A 23,956-nucleotide genomic window follows, 5' to 3' on the forward strand; every position below is an offset into this window, starting at 1 on the left:
ATAGTACCATGGCTCAGAATGACACATCGAAGTGCAGAAATGTCTGCTGGATCGTCGGAATCATCGGCGGCGTAATCGCGTTTTTCCTATTGAAAGGTGCGATGGCGACGTTGTTGGCGCTCATTTTGGCTGTGGTCGTGGCGGTTTGCCTTGGGTTTATCCTTATCAAAGCATTCTGTGCCAAGGACGTGGCCGCCGCAGTGAGCGCGCCTGCCGCGCCGAAGGCAGCCCCGGCGAGCACGCCAGCCGCACCGAAAGCCGAACCTGCACCCGCACCAGAAGCCGCGCCCGCGCCGGCCGCCGAGCCGGCCCCGGCAGCAGCGCCGGTGGAAACACCCGTGGCAGCGGCGTCGACAGGTCCGGACGACCTCAAGAAGCTCAAGGGCGTGGGTCCGAAGATCGAAGAGAAGCTCAATGCGGCAGGCGTGACCAGCTTTGCGCAGATCGCGGCATGGGATGCCGATGATATTGCCAAGATGGACGATCTGCTTGCCTTCAAGGGCCGTATCGCACGCGATGGCTGGGTCGAGCAGGCCAAGACGCTCGCCTCGGGCGGCTCGACCGACTTTGCCAAGCGCGTTGAAGACGGCGACGTGTATTGAGGATGGAACAAGGGATGGCGGAACACGACCGGAACAGCGAACAGGCACGCAAGGGGCGGATCGTCGCCATTGTGATTGCAGGCACGGCGCTGTTCTGGATCGCCGCCACCTTTATCGGGGCCGAGATGGGCCTGAGCCAACGGGTTCGGGCGCTGTTCGACCTCATTGCGCTAGGGGGCTTCGTGTTCGCACTGGCGATGATTTATCAGATCTGGCGTCAGCGCCAGAAGAACGAAGGGTAACGGGATGCTCAAGGACCAGGACCGTATCTTTACCAATCTCTACGGCATGCATGACCGCAGCCTTGCAGGCGCGAAACAGCGTGGCCATTGGGATGGCACGGCAAAGATCATCCAGAACGGCCGCGATTGGATCATCGACCAGATGAAAGCCTCCGGTCTGCGCGGGCGAGGCGGGGCAGGGTTCCCGACCGGCCTCAAATGGTCCTTCATGCCCAAGGAAAGCGACGGGCGTCCGGCTTATCTCGTAGTGAACGCAGATGAATCCGAGCCGGGCACCTGTAAAGACCGCGAGATTATGCGCCATGATCCGCACACTTTGATCGAGGGCTGCCTGATCGCATCTTTCGCGATGAATGCGAACACCTGCTACATCTATATCCGCGGCGAGTATATCCGCGAGCGCGAGGCGCTTCAGGCGGCAATCGACGAAGCCTATGAAGCGGGCCTTCTGGGGCGCAATGCGGCCGGATCGGGCTGGGACTTTGATCTGTTCCTGCATCATGGTGCAGGTGCTTATATCTGTGGCGAGGAAACCGCGCTTCTTGAGAGCCTTGAGGGTAAGAAGGGCATGCCGCGCATGAAGCCGCCGTTCCCGGCGGGGGCGGGCCTTTATGGCTGTCCGACCACGGTCAACAACGTGGAGTCGATTGCCGTTGTGCCGACGATCCTGCGCCGGGGGCCGGAGTGGTTCGCGGGCTTTGGTCGCGCCAACAACGCGGGCACCAAGCTATTCGCGGTCTCGGGCCATGTGAACAACCCGTGTGTCGTCGAAGAGGCGATGTCGATCTCCTTTGAGGAACTGATCGAAAAGCACTGTGGCGGTATTCGTGGCGGCTGGGACAACCTCCTTGCGGTGATCCCGGGCGGTTCGTCCGTGCCCTGCGTGCGTGGCGAGAACATGCGCGATGCGGTGATGGATTTCGACTACCTGCGCGGTGAGCTTGGCTCGGGTCTTGGCACGGCGGCGGTCATCGTGATGGACAAGTCGACCGACATCATCAAGGCGATCTGGCGGCTTTCGAAGTTCTACAAGCACGAGAGCTGTGGCCAGTGCACGCCGTGCCGTGAAGGCACCGGCTGGATGATGCGGGTGATGGATCGCCTTGTGAAGGGCGAGGCCGATATCGAGGAAATCGACATGCTTTGGGACGTGACCAAGCAAGTCGAGGGGCACACGATCTGTGCGCTTGGCGATGCGGCGGCCTGGCCGATCCAAGGCCTCATCCGCAACTTCCGCGAAGAGATCGAAGATCGCATCAAGGCCAACAAGACCGGGCGCATGGGCGCGATGGCGGCGGAATAAAGGTTCGGGGTTCGTGATGAACGATACGCAGACACATATGGCACGCCGGGTGCGGTTCACAATTGCGCTTGTTGGTGCGGTCGCTCTTTTGGCGGGCTGCGCGAACATGCGCGACAAGCTGAGCAACAACGAGAAAGTGACCTTTGATGGGCTCTATTTCGTGACCACGGTGGACCGGCAAGATCGCAAGGAGCGCGAGAAGTTCAAAGTCTTCGTGCGCCAACCGCAGCAATCGCTCGACGCCGCGCGCGAAGCGGGGCGCTACGAGGCGGTGAAATACTGCATCAAGGAATTCGGCACCTCGCAGATCGACTGGGTCAGCGGCCCGGATGTGGAAGACGGTGCGCTTGTTTATGACAATGGCCGGTTGATGTTCGAAGGGGTCTGTAAGCCGTGAGATCCTGTGGCGTCATATCCCTGACGACGACGGCGCGTTTTGCGCTCGCGGGGGCCGTGTTCGCGGCCTGTCTCGCGGCGCCGGTGTCTTCGGCGGCGGCACGCCCACACCTGCGCGAGGCTACGGAGATCAACAACGGGTTGTTCGCCGTCGCGATTGCGCGCGAGATCAAGGATTACTGCCCAACCATCAATGCGCGGTACTTTCGGGCGTTCAACTTTCTGTCGTCGCTCAAACGCAAGGCGCGGGACATGGGGTATTCGGATGCCGAGATCGAAGCCTATGTCGACAACGACGAGGAAAAGGCCCGGTTGCGGGCACGTGGCGAGGCCTATCTCGCCGCAAAGGGCGTCTCCTATGACGACCCGCAGAGCTTTTGCGCGCTGGGGCGCGAAGAAATTCAGAAATCAAGCCAGATCGGCGTGCTGCTGAGAGCGAAATAACCATGTCTGACCTACGCAAGATCATCATTGACGACACGGAAGTCGAGGTTGAGGGCGCGATGACCCTGATCCAGGCCTGCGAGCAGGCTGGGGTCGAGATTCCGCGCTTCTGTTACCATGAGCGGCTGTCCATCGCGGGCAACTGCCGTATGTGCCTTGTCGAAGTCGTCGGCGGACCGCCGAAACCGGCGGCGTCCTGTGCGATGCAGGTGCGTGATCTGCGTCCCGGACCGGAAGGCCAACCGCCGGTCGTCAAGACCAACTCGCCGATGGTCAAGAAGGCGCGCGAAGGGGTGATGGAGTTCATGCTCATCAATCACCCGCTCGATTGCCCGATCTGCGACCAAGGCGGTGAATGCGATCTTCAGGATCAGGCCATGGCCTATGGTATCTCGGACACGCGGTTCCGCGAAGCCAAGCGTGCGGTCGATGATCTTGATCTTGGCCCGCTTGTCGCGACGACGATGACGCGCTGTATCTCGTGCACCCGTTGTGTGCGTTTCACGACCGAAGTCGCGGGGATCACCCAGATGGGCCAGACGGGCCGGGGGGAGGATGCGGAGATCACCAGCTACCTCAACCAGACGCTCGACAGCAATCTTCAGGGTAACATCATCGACCTGTGCCCGGTCGGCGCGCTCACGTCGAAGCCCTATGCGTTTACCGCGCGTCCGTGGGAGCTTACCAAGACCGAGACCATCGACGTGATGGACGCACTTGGTTCGAGCATCCGCGTCGATACCAAGGGGCGCGAAGTCATGCGTATCCTGCCGCGCAACCATGACGGCGTGAACGAAGAATGGATTTCCGACAAGACGCGCTTTGTCTGGGACGGGCTGCGTCGTCAGAGGCTTGATCGGCCTTATGTGCGCGAAAACGGCAAGCTGCGCCCGGCAAGCTGGGGCGAGGCGCTCGCCAAGTCGGCAGAGGCGATGAGCGGCAAGAAGGTTGCCGCACTTGTGGGCGATCTGGCCCCGGTCGAAGCGGTTTATGCACTCAAGCAGATCGTTGATGGGCTTGGCGGCACGATTGAATGCCGCACCAACGGCGCAGTGCTTCCTGCGGGCAATCGGTCGGCCTATGTCGGCAACGCGGCAATCGAAGATATCGATAGCGCCAAGGGAGTTTACCTCATCGGCTCGAACCCGAGCGACGAAGCGCCGGTTCTGAACGCCCGTATCCGCAAAGCGTGGATCAAGGGCGCGAATGTGACGGTGGTCGGGCCGAAAGATATGGACCTTACCTACGACTATACCTCTGTCGGGCCGGGGCGTTTGCCGCTGAACCGTCTGGTCAGCGAGGCAAAACCGACCGAGGGTGCGATTGTCATTGTTGGTCAGGGCGCCATTACCGAAGGCGACGGCGTGGCCGTTCTTGGTCAGGCGATGGCGCTGGCTGAAAAGCTTGGTGGCAAGATGCTCGTTCTGCATACGGCGGCGAGCCGCGTGGGGGCGATGGACCTTGGCGCGGTGACCGAAGGCGGTCTCGACGTGGCGATGGAAGGCGCGGAGGTCGTCTTTAACCTCGGCGCGGACGAGATCGAAGTCGGCGATGGGCCTTTCGTGATCTACCAGGGCAGCCATGGCGACCGCGGCGCGCATCGTGCCGACGTGATCCTGCCGGCGGCGGCCTATACGGAAGAAAACGGTCTATTCGTCAATACCGAGGGGCGGCCACAGCTTGCCATGCGCGCAGGTTTCGCACCGGGCGAAGCCAAGGAGAACTGGGCCATCCTGCGGGCGCTGTCTGCGGAGCTTGGCGCGACGCTGCCGTTCGATACGCTGGCGCAGCTGCGTCAGGCGCTCGTGGCCGAAGTGCCGCATCTCGCCAAGATCGATCAGGTGATCGACAATGGCTGGGAGCCGCTTGAAGCCAAGGAACTTGGCAAGGGGGCGTTTGGTCTCGCGGTCAAGGATTTCTACCTCACCAACCCGATTGCACGGGCCAGCGAATTGATGGCCGAGCTTTCGGCCAATGCCCGCGCGCGCAACAGTGCCAAGATGGCGGCCGAGTGAGGAAAATGCAGCTTAACGCCCACATATCCCCGATTGTTCCCGCGCTCGCGCTGGGGCTTTCGGCGTGCCAGCCGGTTTGTTCCGGTGGGGCGTGTGGCTCGGGTGCGGATCTGCCCGAGGCCGAGTATCTCGGAGTCGAGACGCGGCTACTCGAGGGCGATCTGGTGAATTTCCGTGTCCGCATGGCAGGCCTCGCGACCGAGGCCGACGTGCAGGCATATGCAGAGTGTGCGGCGGCGCAATATGCGCTGATCCGCGGTTTCGGTTTCGCGCGCCATGTGCGCACGCAGGTCAATGAAAACAAGGGGACGTGGCAGGGCGACGCCGTCTACACGATTTCCCCGGCGCTTCCACGCGGGCTCAAGACGATTGACGCAGAAGTCACCGTCGCGAACTGCGCGGAAAACGGCATACCCACGGTGTGAGGACCCATGATTGAATTCTTTACCACCACCAATCTCGGTATCTTCCTGCTCATTGTCGGGCAGGTTCTGCTGATTGTTGTGCCGCTTCTCGTGGCGCTCGCGTTCTTGCTCTATGGCGACCGCAAGATCTGGGCCGCGGTGCAGATGCGCCGGGGGCCGAACGTTGTCGGCACCTTTGGCCTTTTGCAGAGTTTTGCGGACTTCGTGAAATATGCGGTCAAGGAGATCGTCTTTCCGGCAGGGGCCGACAAGGTCGTGTTCCTCATGGCGCCGCTGGTGAGCCTCGTGATGGCGCTCATCGCATGGGCCGTGATCCCGTTCAACGATGGCTGGGTGCTTTCGGATATCAACGTGGCAATCCTCTATGTGTTCGCGGTCTCCTCGCTTGAGGTTTACGGCGTCATCATGGGCGGTTGGGCCTCGAACTCGAAATATCCGTTCCTCGGCTCACTGCGTTCCGCCGCGCAGATGATTTCCTACGAGGTTTCCATCGGCCTCATCATCATCGGCGTCATCATCTCGACCGGGTCGATGAACTTTGGCGATATCGTCAATGCGCAGAAGGGCGATTACGGCATCTTCTCGTGGTACTGGCTGCCGCATTTCCCGATGCTGTTTCTGTTTCTGATCTCGGCCATGGCGGAGACGAACCGTCCGCCGTTCGACCTTCCGGAAGCGGAATCCGAACTCGTCGCGGGCTATCAGGTGGAATATTCCTCGACGCCGTTCCTTCTCTTCATGATCGGCGAATATGTGGCGATCGTGCTGATGTGTGCGCTCACCTCGCTTCTGTTCCTTGGTGGCTGGCTCTCGCCCATTCCGGGGCTGCCGGATGGCATCCTTTGGATGTTCTCCAAGATGCTCTTTGTCTTCTTCATCTTCTCGATGGTGAAGGCGATCACGCCGCGCTATCGCTATGACCAACTGATGCGTATTGGCTGGAAAGTGTTCCTGCCCATGTCGCTCGTCTGGGTTGTGATCGTGGCGTTCCTTGCAAAATTCGAAGCGTTCGGCGGTGCCTATGCCCGCTGGGCGATTGGAGGCTAAACCCATGGCGAATATCGATTATCGACGCGCCGCAGGCTACTTCCTGCTCAGTGACTTCATCGGGGGCTTCAAGCTTGGTCTGAAGTATTTCTTCAAGCCCAAGGCGACGCTCAACTATCCGCATGAAAAGGGCCCGCTCAGCCCGCGTTTCCGCGGCGAGCACGCACTGCGCCGCTATCCCAATGGGGAAGAGCGCTGCATTGCCTGCAAACTCTGCGAGGCGATCTGTCCGGCGCAGGCGATCACGATTGATGCAGAACCGCGCGAAGACGGCAGCCGCCGCACCACGCGCTATGACATCGACATGACCAAGTGCATCTATTGCGGCTTCTGCCAAGAGGCCTGCCCGGTGGATGCGATTGTAGAGGGGCCGAATTTCGAATTCGCCACCGAGACCCGCGAAGAGCTTTTCTATGACAAGGCGAAGCTTCTGGAGAACGGCGAACGTTGGGAAGCCGAGATCGCCCGCAATATCGAACTGGACGCGCCGTACCGATGAACGACAAGACGAACCCCTTTGAAGCGATGATCGCGCAGTATCAGGAGATGGCGAAGACCCTCAATCCTGCGATGGAGTCGTTTACCCCGAAGGGGTTTGAATCCCTGTGGCCGACCATGCCCAAGGACGTGATGGAGATGTTCTTTGGCAAGACGCTCAACAAAGACGGGCTTGATGCCAAGACCCGGCTTCTCCTGACGCTCGGCGCGCTGACCGTGCTTGGCGCGCAGGCCGAGAGCCAAATCCGCATGACTGTGCGCCACCTTCTCGAGGCGGGCGCCACGAAACAAGAAATCGTCGAGACCATCGGCCAGATGTCGATGTTCGCCGGCATTCCCGCCATGACCAAGGCGATGGAACTCGTCCAGGAAGTGCTGGACGCAAACGAGGAAAGTGACACATGAGTATCGCAGCACTGGCCTTTTATCTTTTCGCGCTCTGCGTGATCGCAGGCGGGCTTTTCACCGTCATCAGCCGTAACCCGGTGCATTCCGTGCTCTGGCTCATCCTGGCGTTCCTGTCCTCGGCGGGGCTTTTCGTCCTGCTTGGGGCGGAATTCGTCGCGATGCTTCTCATCATCGTCTACGTCGGCGCGGTCGCGGTGCTGTTCCTGTTCGTGGTGATGATGCTCGACGTGGATTTTGCGGAGTTGAAAGCGGGCATGGCGCAATATCTGCCGGTCGCGCTCTTGATCGGGGTGATCCTCCTGATGCAGCTCGGCATGGCGGTGGGCGTCTGGCAAGCGTCGGACGTTGCCGAGGCACAACGTGCCGCCGTGACGCCGGACGGGGTCGAGAACACGGCCGCGCTTGGGCACCTCATCTATGACAAATATTTCCTTCTGTTCCAGCTTGCCGGTCTGATCCTGCTTGTGGCGATGATCGGGGCCATCGTGCTCACGCTGCGCCATCGCAAAGACATCAAGCGTCAGAACGTGCTCGAACAGATGTGGCGCGATCCGGCGAAGGCGATGGAACTCAAGGACGTGAAACCGGGGCAGGGGCTTTGATGGGCTTTGCAAGCTGGTTGGCAATCGGGATCGCAGTCGCAACTGCGGTCTGGGCCGGGGCCAGAACCCGGCGAACAAAAAAAGAGAACGAGGGACCAAAATGATTGGGCTTGAACATTACCTGACAGTGGCGGCGACGCTTTTTGTCATCGGCATCTTCGGCCTCTTCCTGAACAGGAAGAACGTCATCATCCTTTTGATGTCGATCGAACTCATGCTGCTTTCGGTCAATATCAACCTCGTGGCTTTCTCGAGCTTCCTTGGCGATCTCGTCGGGCAGGTCTTTACGCTCTTCGTGCTGACCGTTGCGGCGGCAGAAGCGGCGATTGGCCTCGCGATCCTCGTCGCCTTCAACCGCAACCGTGGCACGATCGCGGTCGAAGACGTCAACGTGATGAAAGGCTAAGGGCAGATGGAAAAGATCATTCTCTTCGCCCCGCTTGTCGGCAGCCTCATTGGCGGCTTTGGCTGGCGGTTGATCGGCGAAAAGGGCGCGCAATATGTGACGACGGGGCTTCTGTTCCTGTCTTGCGTGCTTTCCTGGGTCGTGTTCCTGACCCATGGGCCGGAAACCCAACATATCCATATCCTCGACTTCATCCAGTCGGGCACGCTCGATACCTCGTGGTCGATCCGCCTCGACCGGCTGACCTCGATCATGCTCATTGTGGTGACCACGGTGTCGGCGCTGGTCCACCTCTATAGCTTTGGCTACATGGCGCATGATGAGAATTGGAAAGAGGGCGAGGCCTACAAGGCGCGCTTCTTTGCTTACCTCAGCTTCTTCACCTTTGCCATGCTGGCGCTGGTGACTGCCGACAACCTGGTGCAGATGTTTTTTGGTTGGGAAGGCGTGGGGGTCGCGTCCTACCTGCTCATCGGGTTCTACTACAAGAAACCGAGCGCCAACGCGGCGGCGATCAAGGCCTTCGTGGTCAACCGGGTCGGCGATTTCGGCTTTGCGCTTGGGATTTTCGGGCTGTTCTACCTGACGGACTCGATCAAGTTCGACGACGTGTTCGCAGCCGCGCCCGCGCTGGCCGAGACGCAGTTGCATTTCCTGTGGACCGAGTGGAACGCGGCGAACCTTCTGGCCTTCCTGCTGTTCGTCGGCGCGATGGGCAAGTCGGCACAGCTCTTCCTGCACACATGGCTTCCGGACGCGATGGAAGGCCCGACACCGGTGTCGGCGCTGATCCACGCGGCGACCATGGTGACGGCGGGCGTCTTCCTCGTCTGCCGCATGTCGCCCCTTATGGAATATGCGCCCGAGGCGATGGCCTTTGTGACCTTCCTCGGCGCGAGCACAGCCTTTGTCGCGGCAACGATCGGCCTCGTGCAGAACGACATCAAGCGCGTGATCGCCTATTCGACCATGTCGCAGCTTGGCTATATGTTCGTGGCGGCGGGCGTTGGCGTCTACTCGGCGGCGATGTTCCATCTGCTGACGCATGCGTTCTTCAAAGCGATGCTCTTCCTTGGCGCTGGCTCGGTCATTCATGCGATGCATCACGAGCAGGACATGCGCAACTATGGCGCGCTGCGGAAGAAAATCCCCTATACTTTCTGGGCGATGATGATCGGCACGCTGGCCATTACCGGGGTGGGTATTCCGATGACGACCATCGGCTTTGCCGGGTTCCTGTCCAAGGATGCGATCATCGAGAGCGCATGGGCCGGAACGGGCGGCGGGTATGCCTTCTGGATGCTGGTCATCGCGGCGCTGTTCACGGCGTTCTATAGCTGGCGCCTGATCTTCCTCACCTTCTATGGCGAGGCGCGGGGCAACAAGCATACCCACGACCACGCCCATGAAAGCCCGACTGTGATGCTCGTGCCGCTTGGCGTTCTGGCGCTTGGCGCGGTGTTCTCGGGGATGATCTGGTACGGGGTGTTCTTTGGCGACCACCACAAGGTCAACGCCTTCTTCGGCATCGAGGCACACCACGCGGCCGAGGCCGATGCGGGCCACGGGGAGGATGCAAGTCATGGCGACGATGGTCATGCAAAGGCGGACGATCACGGTGACGATCACGCAATGGCCGAAGGTCATGGTATGGCACCGCAGGGTGCGATCTTCATGGCACCGGACAATCACGTCATCGACGAGGCCCACCACGCCCCGAAATGGGTCAAGGTGAGCCCGTTCGTTGCCATGGTGATCGGTTTCCTGACGGCTGTGTGGTTCTATATCCTGAACCCGGCGTTGCCCAAGCGGCTCGCAGAGGTGCAGCGCCCGCTCTACCTTTTCCTGCTCAACAAGTGGTATTTTGACGAGATCTACGACGCGATCTTCGTCCGTCCGGCACAGGCCCTTGGCCGCTTTCTCTGGAAGCGTGGCGACGGCAATGTCATTGACGGGTCGATCAACGGCGTGGCGATGGGGATCATCCCCTTCTTTACCCGCCTCGCAGGTCGCGCCCAATCCGGCTACATCTTCACTTACGCATTTGCCATGGTGATCGGCATCGTCGTGCTTATCACCTGGATGACGCTCAGCGGAGGAGCGCACTAATGAACGACAGCCTGCTCTCTCTCGTTACCTTCATCCCGGCGCTGGCGGCGGCCATTCTGGCCATCTTCCTGCGTGGGGAGGAGGCCGCAGCGCAGCGCAATGCGAAATGGGTTGCGATGGTGGCCACGGTCATCACCTTCCTCGTCTCGCTCTTTATCCTTGTCGAATTCGACCCCTCCAACACCGGGTTCCAGTTCGTCGAGGAGCGCGAATGGCTTTTGGGCATGAAATACAAGATGGGGGTCGATGGGATCTCTGTTCTGTTCGTGATGCTCACCACCTTCATGATGCCGCTCGTCATCGCCGCCTCCTGGCAGGTCGAGACGCGGGTCAAGGAATACATGATCGCCTTCCTCCTGCTGGAGACGCTCATGCTTGGCGTGTTCATGGCGCTGGACCTTGTGCTCTTCTACCTCTTCTTCGAGGCGGGCCTCATTCCGATGTTCCTCATCATCGGCATCTGGGGCGGGGCGAACCGCATCTATGCGAGCTTTAAGTTCTTCCTCTATACCTTCCTCGGCTCGGTGCTGATGCTGGTTGCGATGGTGGCGATGTTCACCGATGCGGGCACGACGGATATCCCGACGCTCATGAGCCATGAATTCGCCTCCGAGAGCTTCTCGGTCCTTGGCATACATGTGCTTGGCGGGATGCAGACGCTCCTGTTCCTCGCCTTCTTTGCGAGCTTTGCGGTCAAGATGCCGATGTGGCCAGTGCATACCTGGCTTCCAGACGCGCACGTGCAGGCGCCGACGGCGGGTTCGGTCGTGCTTGCAGCGATCCTGCTAAAAATGGGCGGCTATGGCTTCCTGCGCTTCAGTTTGCCGATGTTCCCTGTGGGGGCGGAGGTTATGACCGACCTCGTGCTTTGGATGTCGGCGATCGCCATTGTCTATACCTCGCTGGTCGCGCTGGTGCAGGAGGATATGAAAAAGCTCATCGCGTATTCCTCGGTCGCGCATATGGGCTATGTCACGATGGGTATTTTCGCTGCCAACCAACAGGGGATCGACGGGGCGATCTTCCAGATGCTGAGCCACGGGTTCATCTCGGGCGCGCTCTTCCTCTGTGTGGGCGTGATCTATGACCGGATGCACACCCGCGATATCGACGCCTATGGCGGGCTTGTGACGCGGATGCCGGCCTATGCGTTGATCTTCATGTTCTTCACCATGGCGAACGTTGGCCTGCCGGGCACCTCGGGGTTCATTGGTGAATTCCTGACCCTCATGGGCATCTTCCAGGTCAACACCTGGGTCGCGCTTGTGGCGACCTCGGGCGTGATCTTCTCGGCGGCTTATGCGCTTTGGCTCTATCGCCGGGTCGTGTTTGGCGATCTCATCAAGGAGAGCCTGCGCACGATTTCGGATATGAGCGCGCGCGAGAGATGGATCTTTGCGCCGCTCGTGGCGATGACGCTGATCCTTGGTGTCTATCCGGCACTGATCACCGATATCATCGGGCCTTCGGTTGAAGCCCTGATTTCCAACTACCATGCCGCACTGGGCAGCGCCGCGGACGGGGCGCACCAGATGGCGTCGCATTAAGGAGAGCTTGAGAAATGATCCAGGCTGATCTCAACATTATCGTGCCGGAAATCGTTCTGGCACTGTTTGCGATGCTGGCGCTGATTGGCGCGGTCTATACCAGCAAGGACAAGCTTGCCCCGATGCTCACATGGGTGACGGCGGTGGTGCTCGTGCTTGTGGCGGTGTGGATCGGCATCAATGGTGAAGGCACTCGGACCGCGTTCGGCGGTATGTTCAACGATGATCCTTTTGCCCGTTTTGCCAAGATCACGATGCTGCTGTCGGCGGCGGCGGTGCTTGTCATGGGGCAGGACTACATGAGCCGGCGCGGTATGCTCCGCTTTGAATACCCGATCCTCGTCACGCTTTCCGTGGTAGGGATGATGGTGATGGTCTCCGCGGGGGACTTGATGGCGCTCTACATGGGACTCGAGCTGCAATCGCTTGCGCTCTACGTGGTGGCTTCGATCCGCCGCGACAGTGTCAAATCGACCGAAGCGGGCCTCAAGTATTTCGTCCTTGGTGCGCTGTCTTCTGGCCTTCTCCTGTTCGGGTCTTCGCTGGTCTACGGGTTCGCGGGCACAACGCTCTTTAGCGGTATCATCGCCGCCGCAGGCGAGGGCCATGCGCCGATCGGCCTTCTGATTGGTCTGACGCTGGTGGCGTCTGGGCTTGCCTTCAAGGTGTCGGCCGTGCCGTTCCACATGTGGACGCCGGATGTGTATGAAGGCTCGCCGACCCCGGTCACGGCTTTCTTTGCCACGGCTCCGAAAATGGCGGCGATGGGTCTTTTTGCCCGTGTCCTGCATGATGCGTTCGGCGGTGTGGTCAGCGACTGGCAGCAGATCATCGCGCTCCTGTCGGTGCTGTCGATGTTCCTTGGCGCGGTGGCCGCGATTGGACAGACCAATATCAAACGCCTTATGGCCTATTCGTCGATCGCGCATATGGGGTATGCGCTTATGGGACTGGCCGCCGGGACGGCCTTTGGCGTGCAGGCGCTTCTGATCTACATGGCGATCTATGTCACGATGAGCGTCGGCAGCTTTGCCTTTATCCTCACGATGGAGAAGGACGGCCAGCCGGTCACGGATATCACAGCGCTCAACATGTATGCCAAGCGTGAGCCGGGCAAGGCGCTTGCCGTGCTGATCCTGATGTTCTCGCTGGCTGGTGTGCCGCCGCTCGTGGGCTTCTTTGGCAAGCTATATGTGCTCCGCGCAGCCTATGAGGCCGGGCTGATCTGGCTCGCGGTGCTTGGCGTGATCGCGTCGGTGATCGGCGCTTTCTACTACCTGCGCATCGTCTACTACATGTACTTCGGAGAAGAGGGTGAGGCGCTCGACAAGGGCAAGTCTCCGGTGCTCTGGGTCATGTTGATGGGCTCGGCGGCGATCATGCTGGTCGGTGTCGTGAACCTCTTCGGTATTGAGACCCCGGCGCTGATCGCGGCAGAGGCCCTGCTGCGTTAAACGCAGGACAATCGGTTTGCGGCGCGCCCTTTTGGGGCGCGTTGCTGTTTGTGAGGGAAGGATAGGGCATGGCAGGCTGGCCCGAAGGGTATGGCAAGCGGGTTCTCGCAGAGGTCGATAGCACCAATGCCGAGGCGGCTCGTATCGCGCCTGAGCTTGTGCGCCCGGAATGGATACTGGGGCTGCGCCAGACCAAGGGCCGGGGCCGGCGAGGACGTCCCTGGACCGATCCAAGCGGGAACTTCGCCGCAACCCTCGTGATGCAGCCGGCTGAGACACCGGACCGGATTGCGCTTCGGTCTTTCGTGGCCTCGCTCGCCTTGTTCGATGCCTTCGTGGCGGCCACGGGACAGGCCACGCCCTTTGCGCTCAAATGGCCGAACGACGTGCTCTTGAATGGTGGCAAGGTCGCCGGAATCCTGCTTGAAAGCGCAGGCTTTGCAGGCGGCGCAGTGAGCCATATCGCCATCGGGATCGGCGTCAATCTACGCCACGCGCCGAGCGCGGGAGAGGTTGAGCCGGGGGCGGTCGCGCCCAAGAGCCTCTTGTCAGAGACCGGTGCAGAGGTCACACCAGAAGAGTTTCTCGACCTCTTGGCCCCTGCCTATGCGCGGTATGAGACGCAGTTCCGGACCTACGGGTTCGAGCCGATCCGGACCGCGTGGCTTGCGCGGGCGGCGCGTATTGGCGAGACGATCACGGCCCGAACGTCACGTGACGAGACGGTTGGCGTTTTTGAAACGGTGGACAGCGCCGGTAATCTGGTGTTGAAGACGGCGAAAGGGTCCGTGGCCATTCCGGCGGCGGAGGTGTTTTTCTAAGGAGGCAGATCATGCTCCTGGCCATTGATTGCGGCAACACCAATACGGTTTTCTCGATCTGGGACGGGGAGAAATTTCTCTGCACGCTCCGGACATCGACACATCATGCGCGGACGGCGGACGCTTATTTCACGTGGTATTCGACGCTCGTCAAACACTATGGAATTGACGCCGACATCACCGACGTCATCATCTCCTCGACCGTGCCGCGCGTTGTCTTTAACCTTCGGGTGTTCGCGGATCGCTTCTTTGGGTGCCGTCCGATTGTGGTTGGCAAGCCGGAATGCCTCTTGCCGACCCAGCCGCGTGTCGATATCGGCACACAGGTTGGTCCGGACCGTCTCGTAAATGCAGCGGGCGCGTTTGACCGCCATGGTGGCGATATCATCGTTGTTGATTTCGGCACAGCGACGACCTTTGATGTGGTCGCCAAGGACGGCGCCTATGTCGGCGGGGTCATCGCGCCGGGGGTGAACCTCAGCCTCGAGGCGCTCCACAATTCTGCGGCCGCGTTGCCGCATGTGGATATTGCCAAGCCGCAGAATGTTGTCGGCACCAACACCGTCGCCTGTATCCAGTCGGGGGTGTTCTGGGGCTATGTGGGTCTCGTGCGCGAGATCTGTGAGAGAATTAAGGCCGAGCGCGATCGGTCGATGCAAATTATCGCGACGGGCGGGCTGGCGCCTCTGTTCCAGCAATCGGTCGAACTTTTCGATTGTTTCGAAGACGACCTGACGATGCACGGCCTGACCGTGATTCACAAATACAATAAGGAAAACGCAGCTTGAGCAGCGAAAAATTAATCTACCTCCCGCTCGGTGGAGCGGGTGAAATCGGCATGAATGCCTATGTCTATGGCTATGGCAAGGAGGGCGAAGAGCGCCTTATCCTAGTCGATCTGGGCGTGACCTTCTCGGATATGGAGACGAGCCCCGGTGTCGACCTGATCTTCCCGGACATGACATGGCTTGTTGAGAACAAGGACCGCCTTGAAGCGGTGTTCATCACCCATGGCCACGAGGACCATGTCGGCGCGGTCGGCCATTTCTGGGAAGACCTTGGCGTGCCGGTCTATGCGCGGGTGTTCACCGCGGCGCTTGCCCGGCACAAGATGAAGGACCGGGGCGCCCCGGAGGCGGAAGTCATCACCGTGGACGCGTGGCCTGACATGACCAAGGCGGGTCCGTTCAACGTCGGTTTCCTGCCGGTGAGCCATTCGATCCCCGAAAGCGCCGCGCTCGTCATCGACAGCCCGGCGGGCCGGGTTATTCATTCGGGCGACTTCAAGCTCGACGAGACGCCTGTTGTGGGCGAGCCCTTCGACAAGGATCTTTGGAAAGAGGTGAGCAAGGACGGCGTCAAGGCGCTGGTCTGTGACTCGACCAATGTCTTCTCGCTTCATCCGGGACGCTCCGAGGCGAGCGTCGGGCGCGAGATCGAGGCGCTTGTGAGCGAGGCGCCGCATATGGTCGTCGCGACGACGTTTGCCTCTAACGTGGCGCGGGTCAAAACGCTGGCGGAAGCGGGCGAACGGGCAGGGCGGTCGATCTGTCTCATGGGACGTGCGATGCGTCGGATGATCGAGACGGCGGTGGAAACCGGCGTGCTCGACAGCTTTCCCAAGGTCGTCAGCATCGAAGACGCCCGCGCGATCCCGCGTCAGGACCTGATGCTTCTCGTGACTGGCTCGCAGGGCGAGCGACGCGCGGCGTCGGCCCAGTTGGCCCGTGGCAAGTATAACGGCATGACTCTCAAAGAGGGCGACATGTTCCTCTTCTCCTCAAAGACCATTCCGGGCAATGAGCGCGGTGTGATCCGCATCATGAACCAGTTCTCGGAAATGGGTGTTGAGGTCGTCGACGATCATGAGGGGCGCTATCACGTCTCGGGCCACGCCAACCGCCCCGATCTCGAGGCGCTTCAGGATATCGTCAATCCGCAGATGGTCATTCCGAACCATGGCGAACACCGCCACCTGCGCCAGCACGCCAAGATTTCCGAGGCACGCGGACGGCAGAGCATCGTCGCCGTAAATGGCACGATGGTGGACCTTTCGGGCAATGCGCCGAAAGTTGCGGGGTTTGTCGAGACCGGACGCACCTATCTTGATGGTGCGGTGAAGATCGGCGCGCTGGACGGTGTGGTGCGGGATCGTATCCGCATGGCGCTCAACGGGCATCTTGTGGTGAACGTGATCCTCGATGAAGACGATGAGCCGCTCGGCGAAGCCTGGTGCGAGATCAAGGGCCTGCCGGAGCAAGGCCGCAGCTTTGCGCCGCTTCTCGACGTGCTCGAGGAAGACCTGACGCAGTTCCTTGGGCGCGCGGCGGACAAGACGTTGGCCAATGACGACAAGCTCGAGGAAGAGCTGCGCCGGATCGCGCGCAACACTTGCAATGACGAGATCGGCCGCAAGCCGGAAGTCACGGTGATTGTAAGCCGTCTGAGCTAAGGCACGGACATCGGACAGAAAAAGGGCCGGGGAGCAGATGCTCTCCGGCCCTTTCTTCATCTTGGTGTGGCCGCTTAGCTCGCGCGGCGCTCGTCAAAGCTTAGTGCGATGAAGCTCGGCATATGGTCGCCCATGCCGACGACCTTGTTGTCCTTGCCGCCGCGGTCGTTGTTGTTGCGATCATTGCGATCCGAGGAGCGACCACCGCGCGAGCGGCTGCGGCTCTTGGAGGAGGATTTCTCGCTCTTGGGGGTTTCCTCGGGTTTCGCGTCGGTCGCCTTGGCTTCGGTCTTGGGCGCCTCGGTTTTTTCTTCTGCCTTGGGCTGATCGTCGGATTTGCGCTTGCGGGTCGACTTGATTTCGACCTCGACGCGCGGGATTTCCTTCTGGATCAGGGCTTCCACGGCGGCAAAGGCCTTTTCGTCGCGCGGGATGCAGATGGTAAAGGCCTTGCCTTCGCGGCCAGCGCGGCCGGTGCGGCCGATACGGTGCACATAGTCCTCGGCATGGCCCGGAACGTCGAAGTTGAACACGTGGCTCACCGACGGAACGTCAAGGCCGCGTGCGGCGACATCAGAGGCCACGAGGAAGCGCAGTTCACCATTGCGGAAAGACTCGAGGGTCCGCGTGCGCTGGCTCTGGTCGAGGTCGCCGTGGATGGGCGCGGCATCGAGGCCGTATTTCTTGAGCGATTTCGCGCAGATATCCACATCCGTCTTGCGGTTGCAGAAGATGATCGCGTTGGTGCAGGCGTCGCCTTCCTTGGCAATCAGCTCGCGCAGGACGCGGCGTTTCTCGCTGGCTTCGCGGTCACGGCGCGAGGCTTTGAACATCACGACGCCTTGTTCGATCGTTTCGGAGGCGGTGGCCTGGCGGGCGACCTCGATCCGCGCGGGGGCGGAGAGGAAAGTGTTGGTGATGCGCTCGATCTCGGGCGCCATGGTGGCCGAGAAGAAAAGCGTCTGGCGGGTAAAGGGCGTGAGCGAGAAGATGCGCTCGATATCCGGGATAAAGCCCATGTCGAGCATCCGGTCGGCTTCGTCCACGACCATGATCTGTACGCCGGTGAGCAGGAGCTTGCCGCGCTCGAAATGGTCAAGCAGGCGGCCCGGCGTTGCGATCAGCACGTCAACGCCACGGTCGATCAGGGCGTCTTGCTCTTTGAACGACACGCCGCCGATCAGCAGCGCCTTGGTCAGTTTGAGATGCTTGGAATAGGTGTCGAAGTTCTCAGCCACCTGAGCCGCGAGTTCCCGTGTCGGGCAGAGCACGAGGCTTCGCGGCATCCGAGCGCGGGCGCGGCCTCGGGCGAGAAGCGACAGCATCGGCAATGTGAAACTCGCCGTCTTGCCGGTGCCCGTTTGTGCGATGCCGAGAACGTCCCGGCCTTCCAGCGCGGGGGGAATCGCCCCTGCCTGGATCGGGGTCGGCGACTCGTAGCCGGCCTCGTCGATCGCTTTGAGAACCTTGGTGTTGAGGTTGAGATCAGAGAATTTTGTCATGCGTATCCGTGGTTTACGGACACTTGCGGCCCGTAGCGAAAATGCGGATCGGACCCGTGCGGTCCCGCGGTTTGTCACGTATATGACCCACGAGCGGGGTTGTAGCTCAATGCCGCCTTCGGGTCAATCAAAGCTCGGGAAACAAAGGGTTTTCGGCCAGTTCACGCCGCTTATTTGCGCCAGTCGGGAAAGAGGCGTTCGCGCTTTTCATCGAGATCAAGGTGAAACACGCGTAAAAGCCCGCGTTCCCGCAGGCCCTCGAGAAGCTCGGGCCGGGCAAGGCAAACATCCTCGAAGAAGGTGCGCAGGGCCTGCTCACCGTTCTCCTCGAGGATGGCAGCAAAAAGCTCATGTGCCGAAAGTCCGCCTTCCTCGCGTGGGCGTGTCGGCTTGAGCTCGGCCCGGTAAGACCCTTTGTCGTGGCGGTAGTCAAAGCTCTTGCGCCAGCTTTCCCAGCTCATGATGTGACGATGACAGAGATCGACATCTTCCATGAACTGGCGCGGCCCGACCTCTTCCTCGCCGCGCATCACGCGGTGGATCTTAAAACTTAGCGGGCCAAGGCCAGTGCGCAGGAAACACTTGCCGCGGATGTGGCTCACGAAACCACCGCGGAGGTAGTGGCCGAAGGTCGGGTAAAGCTCGTCCTCGAGCGCGGCGCGGCGATCCACGTTGCGCTCCCACGCTTTGCAATAGACCGCGTTCGGATCAAGGTCGGGAAGGCCTTCGGACGCCATCGCCTCGGCCGGAGCGATGCGGGCAACGTTCACATTTGCGGGCATTGCCGCGAGAGCTGCGCCAAAATCTCCTGTCGGGCAGATGAATTCGTCAACGTCGATATGGCCAAGCCAGTCGAGCCCCATTTCCCCCGCGAGCTTGTAAGCGTGGGTCGCGTTGGACACTTGCCGACCCTGGTGCTTTTTGGGTCTGCGCCCGTTGTTGATCTCTTGCCAATAGGCGTCATTGGTGAAGCGCACGGTCACCTTGGGGTGTGCGTCGAGCACGACGCGCGCGCGCGGTGTCGGGGCATCTAGGCAGATGAAGATATGATCCGCACCGAGGTCCAGATGGTAGGCAACAAAATCAAGCACCTCGCGGGCGGACGCCTTGATCGTCGCAACAATACCCCAGCGCATCAGCGATCCTCCTTGAGACGGGTATAGACCTCGCGCATACGGCGGAGGCGGCGGAAGATCGTGCCGGGATCGCGGTTGAGTTCTTCCATAAGGTGATTGGCCAAAGGTGCGATGCCAGGATCGGTCATGGCCAGTTCCCACACCGGAGCGAGAAGGTTGGAGTCGAGCCCGCCTGCGCGCAAGGAGTATTGATCCATGTTGAGCGGTAGGGCGACCCGTTTCTTGCGGCTAAATCCGAAGGGCGTTTGCGGGTCAAACCCGCTATAGAGGCGCTCGAATTCATAGAGCTTCATCATCCCGAAGAGCATCCGCAGCGCCTGACCGACCTGACGCTGCACGTCGGTCGCGCCGTGATCGGCGAAGGTCATGATGGAAGAAACCTTCCAGCGGATGTCGAGTTCGTCGATCAGGTGGGCGTGGTGGTCCGCCCAAAGCCGCAAGAACAGCGCGGCAGCGCCATCGGGGGCGGAGGATTTGCGCAGGGTCGAGATCAGCAACGCGTTGAGATAAGCGAGTTCGGAGCGGCCAATGAACTCGCCCGCAATGGCGCGACGTTTGTTGTTCCAGGCCGAACGCGGGTCGGCGGCGCCCTTGGGCTTGTGGGTGGCGTCTTCGGTCACTTTCGTGGCCGCGAGCGCCACCAGATCTATGTCCTTGGGCGGGAAATCTTCTCCAGTGAAATCAAACGGTTCACGGCGGGAGTTGTAGCGCCCAAGTAGGGCGTCCAGTCCACCGGAATAGGTCATGTTTTCACTGCTCATGGCGTATGATTGCATGGGGCAAAGCCCCGCGCAATTCCCCAATGACCTAGACCATCATTTCCTTGGTCGCGGTCAGTTTGATGTCTGGGTAGTCGCGGTCTACGCGGTCGATGTCCCATTGCAGGCGGGTCAGGTAGACGACGTCGCCATCGTGGTCGTAGGAGATATGTTGCTTGTTGGCGTTAACGAATTTGTCGACAGCCTCGCGGCTTCCAGAGACCCAGCGGGCGGAGGTGAATTGCGACTGTTCAAAGCGCACGGGCAGGCCGTATTCCATCTCGATGCGGCTTGCCAGAACCTCGAACTGAAGCGCGCCGACGACGCCGACGATAAAGCCCGAACCGATGTTGGGTTTGAACACCTTGGCCGCGCCTTCCTCGGCGAATTGCATCAGCGCCTTTTCAAGGTGCTTGGCCTTCATCGGATCGCCTGCGCGGATGCCCTGAAGCAGTTCCGGGGCAAAGGAGGGGATGCCGGTGGCGCGGATCATCTCGCCCTCGGTCAGCGTGTCGCCGATACGCAACTGGCCGTGGTTGGGGATGCCGATGATGTCACCCGCCCAAGCCTCTTCGGCAAGCTCACGGTCGGAGGCGAGGAAGAGAACCGGGTTTGAAATCGCCATCGGTTTCTTGGAGCGGACATGGGTCAGTTTCATGCCGCGCTTGAAATGGCCGGAGGCGAGGCGGACGAAAGCCACGCGGTCGCGGTGCTTCGGGTCCATGTTGGCCTGAACCTTGAAAACAAAGCCTGCGACCTTGGTTTCCTCAGGCGAAATCTGGCGCGGTTCTGCGGCTTGGGGCTGCGGTTCGGGACCGTATTTGGCAATCCCGTCCATCAGTTCCTGCACCCCAAAGGAGTTGATCGCAGAGCCGAACCAGATCGGGGTCATGTGCCCTTCGAGCACGGCCTGCGGGTCGAGCGTGGGCAGCAGTTCGCGCGCCATCTCGACTTCTTCGCGGAGCTGTTCGAGAAGGTGGGCGGGGATGTGTTCGGCGAGTTTCGGATCATCAAGCCCTTGAATGGAAACACTTTCTGCCACGACATTGCGGTCGGCCCGATCCATCAGTTCAAGACGGTCATTCAGGATGTCATAGCACCCCATGAAGTCACGGCCGACCCCGATGGGCCAAGAGGCCGGGGTCACGTCGATGGCGAGGTTCTCTTGAATTTCGTCAATAATGTCAAAGGTATCCCGGCTTTCGCGGTCCATCTTGTTACAGAAGGTCAGGATCGGCAGGTCGCGCAGGCGGCACACTTCAAAGAGCTTTTGGGTCTGGCTCTCGACGCCCTTGGCCCCGTCGATCACCATCACGGCGGCGTCCACGGCGGTCAGGGTGCGGTAGGTGTCTTCGGAGAAATCCGAGTGGCCGGGCGTGTCGACAAGATTGAAGCGGAACTTGTGAAAATCAAAGGACATGGCCGAGGCCGACACAGAGATGCCACGGTCCTTTTCCATCTGCATGAAGTCCGAGCGGGTGCGCCGTGCTTCGCCCTTGGCGCGCACCTGACCGGCCATTTGGATGGCACCCCCGTAGAGGAGGAACTTCTCGGTCAGAGTCGTCTTGCCCGCATCCGGGTGCGAGATGATCGCAAAGGTGCGGCGGCGGCCGATTTCCGGCGGAAGGGCGGGGCGATTGGTCGAAACGTCAAGCATGCGTTCGCATATAGAAGGGGCGAGGCGGCGGCGCAATACAAGGGTTCTGTATCGCGTCGGTATAACGTCGGTATTGCGTCGGTGCGGGTTTCGCAGGGCGTGGGTTCAGGACGGTTACCGAAAGATTACCGAAAGGTGGACTGCGAACAGGTTTACTTGGACGAGGCGCGGCGCAAGAGGTCGACAGCGTCAGGGCGCTTGAGGAGCTTTTCCTGCAGCTCGAAGGCACGGGCGGTGGCGCTTCCGGGGGCGCTATTGGAGAGGGCCTTGAGGCGCTTCTCGATCTCGCTCGGCAGAACGGGGCGGGTCCGCTGATCGGCCTGCATGGTTTCGGCGCTGATGCCTTCGGCAAAGATGATCTGGTGGCTGTCGAAAAGGATTTGGAAATAGTCGACGAAACCGCCTTCCTGAACGAAGACGGTTTCGCCGTTCACAAGGTGGCGCGCCCGGACGAGCAGTTCCGAGCGGCCGGCGCCGATATGATCGTGGCGCTGATAGATGAAGAGACGGTGGTCGGGGCTGACTTTGAGGTCGGCGGCGTTGTTGAGCGTGCCTTCGGTGATGACGATCGGGGCAAACTCGCCGTGTGCACGCATGGTCAGGGTGCCGATCCATCGCACCTCTTGCGGGCCGTCATCTCGGGTCAGGACGCGGTCTCCCGGTTGAATGTCCTCAACGGGTTTCTGTTCGCCGGTGGCCATGGTGATACGGGTGCCACGGGTGAAGCTCACACAGGCGAGTTGGGCCATGCGCAGGCGTGCAGCAGTGCGATCCATGCCCACGAGCGTATAGGGCGTCTTGCCCGAAAGCGGGGCGAGGGGGGCGGCAAAGACTTGTGACACGTGGCCATCGGCGTCGACCTCGACGAGCACCACGATTTCGACGGTTTCGCCGGTCGGCGGCATCATTGTCAGGACGCAATCGGCATAGAGCGGCGCGCCCGGTGTGCCGCAGGCGCTTTCTTCGGCGACGCGATAGGTATCGTCTTCGGCAATGGTAAAAGAAAGGCGATGGATATCGGCATCGGTCGCCAGTTCGTAGATGTCATCGGGCACAAGCTCGTCCGCGAAGGACACAGGGTCGCCCAGGTTCGCGCCGTTGATGACACAGAAATCGTCCGCCAGATAGACGGGCAACTGCTGCGCAGGGAGCGCGGATTTCGGGCGGGGCGATGACATCTTGGGGTTCTCTCCGATTGCGCCGGGGTGTTCAAGTTGTGACTTTGGAATATGGCGCTTTGTGGCCATGCTATCGGCAATTTGCTGGCAGTCGCCATAAATATCGCGTTACTTGAGGCGGAACGAACAGGGGAGACATGACATGGATCTTGGAATCAAAGGCAAAAGGGCGCTGGTTTGCGCATCCTCCAAGGGCCTCGGCTTTGGCTGTGCCGAAGCGTTGGCCGAAGCGGGGGTCGACCTCGTGATGAACGCACGCGGCGCAGAGGCGCTCGAGGCGGCAGCGGCGGATCTGCGCGCGCGGTTTGGCGTGGCGATTGAAACCGTCGCGGCGGATGTCACGACGCCTGAGGGGCAGGCGCAGGTGCTCAAAGCGGCAGAGGGTGTGGATATCCTCGTGACCAATGCAGGCGGACCGCCTCCGGGCATGTGGAGCGATTGGGATCGCGACGATTTCATCAAGGCGCTTGATGCCAACATGCTTGCCCCCATTGCTCTCATGAAGGCGCTATTGCCGGGGATGATGGAAAAAGGTTGGGGCCGGGTGGTCAACATCACCTCGCAGTCGGTGAAAGCACCGATCGCGGTTTTGGGTCTGTCGAATTCGGCGCGTGCGGGGCTGACCGGCTATGTTGCGGGCACTGCGCGCCAGGTGGCGGGGAGCGGTGTCACGATCAACAACCTGCAGCCCGGCATCCACGCCACGGATCGCGCGATCTCGCTCGACACGGGCGTTGCCAACCAGCAGGGGATCAGCATTGAAGAGGCCAAAGCCAACCGCTGTAAGACGATCCCGGCCGGGCGTTATGGCACCTCGCAGGAATTCGGCGCGACCTGCGCCTTCCTGTGTTCGCAGCATGCGGGCTTTATCGTCGGGCAGAACGTCCTGCTTGATGGGGGTGCGGTCAATTCGACCATGTAGGGGCGGCAGGCTTGCGAGAGGCAAAGGGGGCT

The 23,956-nt window shown here is 60.8% G+C and carries 24 protein-coding genes; 19 read left to right on the forward strand and 5 right to left on the reverse strand.

Annotated features, from left to right (window positions below; translation table 11 throughout):
- The first annotated feature begins 8 nt into the window (after positions 1-8).
- The 18 genes from MK745_RS05875 to MK745_RS05960 all read left to right on the forward strand — a co-directional run bounded on the left by MK745_RS05875 (position 9) and on the right by MK745_RS05960 (position 16,771).
- Positions 9-602, forward strand: a complete 594-nt coding sequence (locus tag MK745_RS05875; protein WP_243612348.1) for a helix-hairpin-helix domain-containing protein — start codon at positions 9-11, stop codon at positions 600-602.
- 14 nt (positions 603-616) lie between these two features.
- Positions 617-844, forward strand: a complete 228-nt coding sequence (locus MK745_RS05880) for a DUF5337 domain-containing protein (RefSeq protein ID WP_243612349.1) — start codon at positions 617-619, stop codon at positions 842-844.
- A 4-nt stretch (positions 845-848) separates the two neighbouring features.
- Positions 849-2,147, forward strand: a complete 1,299-nt coding sequence (gene nuoF, locus MK745_RS05885) for an NADH-quinone oxidoreductase subunit NuoF (RefSeq protein ID WP_243612350.1) — start codon at positions 849-851, stop codon at positions 2,145-2,147.
- Positions 2,148-2,163: 16 nt separating this feature from the next.
- On the forward strand, positions 2,164-2,544 hold the full coding sequence (locus MK745_RS05890) for a hypothetical protein (protein WP_243612351.1): 381 nt from the start codon (positions 2,164-2,166) through the stop codon (positions 2,542-2,544).
- Entirely contained in the window at positions 2,541-2,987 is a 447-nt protein-coding gene (locus MK745_RS05895; RefSeq protein ID WP_243612352.1) for a DUF5333 domain-containing protein, read from the forward strand. Before MK745_RS05890 ends, MK745_RS05895 begins: the two co-directional genes overlap by 4 nt.
- 2 nt (positions 2,988-2,989) lie before the next feature.
- A complete protein-coding gene (gene nuoG / locus MK745_RS05900) occupies positions 2,990-5,002 on the forward strand; it encodes an NADH-quinone oxidoreductase subunit NuoG (protein WP_243612353.1) in 2,013 nt (670 codons plus the stop codon).
- Between the two features lie 5 nt (positions 5,003-5,007).
- Positions 5,008-5,427, forward strand: a complete 420-nt coding sequence (locus MK745_RS05905) for a hypothetical protein (protein ID WP_243612354.1) — start codon at positions 5,008-5,010, stop codon at positions 5,425-5,427.
- A gap of 6 nt (positions 5,428-5,433) precedes the next feature.
- Positions 5,434-6,474: an NADH-quinone oxidoreductase subunit NuoH gene (nuoH, locus tag MK745_RS05910; protein ID WP_243612355.1), complete on the forward strand. Its 1,041-nt coding sequence runs from the start codon at positions 5,434-5,436 to the stop codon at positions 6,472-6,474.
- A 4-nt stretch (positions 6,475-6,478) separates the two neighbouring features.
- The gene (gene nuoI / locus MK745_RS05915) at positions 6,479-6,973 is read left to right on the forward strand and encodes an NADH-quinone oxidoreductase subunit NuoI (protein WP_243612356.1); all 495 of its coding nucleotides are present in this window, start codon (positions 6,479-6,481) and stop codon (positions 6,971-6,973) included.
- Positions 6,970-7,377 (forward strand): carboxymuconolactone decarboxylase family protein, encoded by a 408-nt coding sequence (locus MK745_RS05920; RefSeq protein WP_243612357.1) that lies wholly within the window; start codon positions 6,970-6,972, stop codon positions 7,375-7,377. The genes nuoI and MK745_RS05920 overlap by 4 nt, the downstream gene beginning before the upstream one ends.
- Positions 7,374-7,982, forward strand: coding sequence for an NADH-quinone oxidoreductase subunit J (locus MK745_RS05925; RefSeq protein ID WP_243612358.1), 609 nt, complete (start codon positions 7,374-7,376; stop codon positions 7,980-7,982). Before MK745_RS05920 ends, MK745_RS05925 begins: the two co-directional genes overlap by 4 nt.
- Before the next feature lie 100 nt (positions 7,983-8,082).
- On the forward strand, positions 8,083-8,388 hold the full coding sequence (nuoK, locus tag MK745_RS05930) for an NADH-quinone oxidoreductase subunit NuoK (RefSeq protein WP_243612359.1): 306 nt from the start codon (positions 8,083-8,085) through the stop codon (positions 8,386-8,388).
- 6 nt (positions 8,389-8,394) lie between these two features.
- Positions 8,395-10,497: an NADH-quinone oxidoreductase subunit L gene (gene nuoL, locus MK745_RS05935; protein ID WP_243612360.1), complete on the forward strand. Its 2,103-nt coding sequence runs from the start codon at positions 8,395-8,397 to the stop codon at positions 10,495-10,497.
- Positions 10,497-12,044, forward strand: coding sequence for an NADH-quinone oxidoreductase subunit M (locus MK745_RS05940; RefSeq protein WP_243612361.1), 1,548 nt, complete (start codon positions 10,497-10,499; stop codon positions 12,042-12,044). The genes nuoL and MK745_RS05940 overlap by 1 nt, the downstream gene beginning before the upstream one ends.
- 14 nt (positions 12,045-12,058) lie before the next feature.
- Entirely contained in the window at positions 12,059-13,498 is a 1,440-nt protein-coding gene (gene nuoN / locus MK745_RS05945; protein ID WP_243612362.1) for an NADH-quinone oxidoreductase subunit NuoN, read from the forward strand.
- A gap of 68 nt (positions 13,499-13,566) precedes the next feature.
- Positions 13,567-14,319: a biotin--[acetyl-CoA-carboxylase] ligase gene (locus MK745_RS05950; RefSeq protein WP_243612363.1), complete on the forward strand. Its 753-nt coding sequence runs from the start codon at positions 13,567-13,569 to the stop codon at positions 14,317-14,319.
- Between the two features lie 11 nt (positions 14,320-14,330).
- Entirely contained in the window at positions 14,331-15,107 is a 777-nt protein-coding gene (locus MK745_RS05955) for a type III pantothenate kinase (protein ID WP_243612364.1), read from the forward strand.
- A complete protein-coding gene (locus MK745_RS05960; RefSeq protein ID WP_243612365.1) occupies positions 15,104-16,771 on the forward strand; it encodes a ribonuclease J in 1,668 nt (555 codons plus the stop codon). Before MK745_RS05955 ends, MK745_RS05960 begins: the two co-directional genes overlap by 4 nt.
- Before the next feature lie 74 nt (positions 16,772-16,845).
- On the opposite strand, the gene MK745_RS05965 is transcribed toward MK745_RS05960, so the two are convergent.
- From MK745_RS05965 to MK745_RS05985, 5 genes are all read right to left on the reverse strand, one after another.
- Positions 16,846-18,273, reverse strand: a complete 1,428-nt coding sequence (locus MK745_RS05965; protein WP_243612366.1) for a DEAD/DEAH box helicase — start codon at positions 18,271-18,273, stop codon at positions 16,846-16,848.
- A 170-nt stretch (positions 18,274-18,443) separates the two neighbouring features.
- On the reverse strand, positions 18,444-19,409 hold the full coding sequence (locus MK745_RS05970; RefSeq protein ID WP_243612367.1) for a glycosyltransferase family 2 protein: 966 nt from the start codon (positions 19,407-19,409) through the stop codon (positions 18,444-18,446).
- Positions 19,409-20,185 (reverse strand): hypothetical protein, encoded by a 777-nt coding sequence (locus MK745_RS05975; RefSeq protein ID WP_243612368.1) that lies wholly within the window; start codon positions 20,183-20,185, stop codon positions 19,409-19,411. Before MK745_RS05975 ends, MK745_RS05970 begins: the two co-directional genes overlap by 1 nt.
- A gap of 31 nt (positions 20,186-20,216) precedes the next feature.
- Entirely contained in the window at positions 20,217-21,824 is a 1,608-nt protein-coding gene (locus tag MK745_RS05980) for a peptide chain release factor 3 (RefSeq protein WP_243612369.1), read from the reverse strand.
- Between the two features lie 152 nt (positions 21,825-21,976).
- Complete coding sequence (locus MK745_RS05985; RefSeq protein ID WP_243612370.1) at positions 21,977-23,002, reverse strand: Hint domain-containing protein; 1,026 nt, start codon at positions 23,000-23,002, stop codon at positions 21,977-21,979.
- Between the two features lie 142 nt (positions 23,003-23,144).
- Between MK745_RS05985 and MK745_RS05990 the strand changes: the two genes are divergently transcribed.
- The gene (locus tag MK745_RS05990) at positions 23,145-23,924 is read left to right on the forward strand and encodes an SDR family oxidoreductase (protein WP_243612371.1); all 780 of its coding nucleotides are present in this window, start codon (positions 23,145-23,147) and stop codon (positions 23,922-23,924) included.
- Positions 23,925-23,956: the final 32 nt, after the last annotated feature.

Origin of the sequence: Shimia aestuarii (assembly GCF_022814865.1) — a bacterium.
GTDB classification, from domain to species: domain Bacteria; phylum Pseudomonadota; class Alphaproteobacteria; order Rhodobacterales; family Rhodobacteraceae; genus Shimia; species Shimia aestuarii_A.

What these genes read in the sequence shown, in the direction of transcription:
- nuoL (WP_243612360.1), top strand. Translation starts at nt 8,395, where the DNA reads ATGGAAAAGATCATTCTCTTCGCCCCGCTTGTCGGCAGCCTCATTGGC.
- nuoI (WP_243612356.1), top strand. Translation starts at nt 6,479, where the DNA reads ATGGCGAATATCGATTATCGACGCGCCGCAGGCTACTTCCTGCTCAGT.
- MK745_RS05965 (WP_243612366.1), bottom strand. Translation starts at nt 18,273, where the DNA reads ATGACAAAATTCTCTGATCTCAACCTCAACACCAAGGTTCTCAAAGCG.
- nuoK (WP_243612359.1), top strand. Translation starts at nt 8,083, where the DNA reads ATGATTGGGCTTGAACATTACCTGACAGTGGCGGCGACGCTTTTTGTC.
- MK745_RS05875 (WP_243612348.1), top strand. Translation starts at nt 9, where the DNA reads ATGGCTCAGAATGACACATCGAAGTGCAGAAATGTCTGCTGGATCGTC.
- MK745_RS05890 (WP_243612351.1), top strand. Translation starts at nt 2,164, where the DNA reads ATGAACGATACGCAGACACATATGGCACGCCGGGTGCGGTTCACAATT.
- MK745_RS05925 (WP_243612358.1), top strand. Translation starts at nt 7,374, where the DNA reads ATGAGTATCGCAGCACTGGCCTTTTATCTTTTCGCGCTCTGCGTGATC.
- MK745_RS05970 (WP_243612367.1), bottom strand. Translation starts at nt 19,409, where the DNA reads ATGCGCTGGGGTATTGTTGCGACGATCAAGGCGTCCGCCCGCGAGGTG.
- MK745_RS05940 (WP_243612361.1), top strand. Translation starts at nt 10,497, where the DNA reads ATGAACGACAGCCTGCTCTCTCTCGTTACCTTCATCCCGGCGCTGGCG.
- nuoF (WP_243612350.1), top strand. Translation starts at nt 849, where the DNA reads ATGCTCAAGGACCAGGACCGTATCTTTACCAATCTCTACGGCATGCAT.
- MK745_RS05985 (WP_243612370.1), bottom strand. Translation starts at nt 23,002, where the DNA reads ATGTCATCGCCCCGCCCGAAATCCGCGCTCCCTGCGCAGCAGTTGCCC.
- MK745_RS05905 (WP_243612354.1), top strand. Translation starts at nt 5,008, where the DNA reads ATGCAGCTTAACGCCCACATATCCCCGATTGTTCCCGCGCTCGCGCTG.
- MK745_RS05955 (WP_243612364.1), top strand. Translation starts at nt 14,331, where the DNA reads ATGCTCCTGGCCATTGATTGCGGCAACACCAATACGGTTTTCTCGATC.
- MK745_RS05920 (WP_243612357.1), top strand. Translation starts at nt 6,970, where the DNA reads ATGAACGACAAGACGAACCCCTTTGAAGCGATGATCGCGCAGTATCAG.
- nuoN (WP_243612362.1), top strand. Translation starts at nt 12,059, where the DNA reads ATGATCCAGGCTGATCTCAACATTATCGTGCCGGAAATCGTTCTGGCA.
- MK745_RS05990 (WP_243612371.1), top strand. Translation starts at nt 23,145, where the DNA reads ATGGATCTTGGAATCAAAGGCAAAAGGGCGCTGGTTTGCGCATCCTCC.
- nuoG (WP_243612353.1), top strand. Translation starts at nt 2,990, where the DNA reads ATGTCTGACCTACGCAAGATCATCATTGACGACACGGAAGTCGAGGTT.
- MK745_RS05950 (WP_243612363.1), top strand. Translation starts at nt 13,567, where the DNA reads ATGGCAGGCTGGCCCGAAGGGTATGGCAAGCGGGTTCTCGCAGAGGTC.
- MK745_RS05980 (WP_243612369.1), bottom strand. Translation starts at nt 21,824, where the DNA reads ATGCTTGACGTTTCGACCAATCGCCCCGCCCTTCCGCCGGAAATCGGC.
- MK745_RS05975 (WP_243612368.1), bottom strand. Translation starts at nt 20,185, where the DNA reads ATGCAATCATACGCCATGAGCAGTGAAAACATGACCTATTCCGGTGGA.
- MK745_RS05880 (WP_243612349.1), top strand. Translation starts at nt 617, where the DNA reads ATGGCGGAACACGACCGGAACAGCGAACAGGCACGCAAGGGGCGGATC.
- nuoH (WP_243612355.1), top strand. Translation starts at nt 5,434, where the DNA reads ATGATTGAATTCTTTACCACCACCAATCTCGGTATCTTCCTGCTCATT.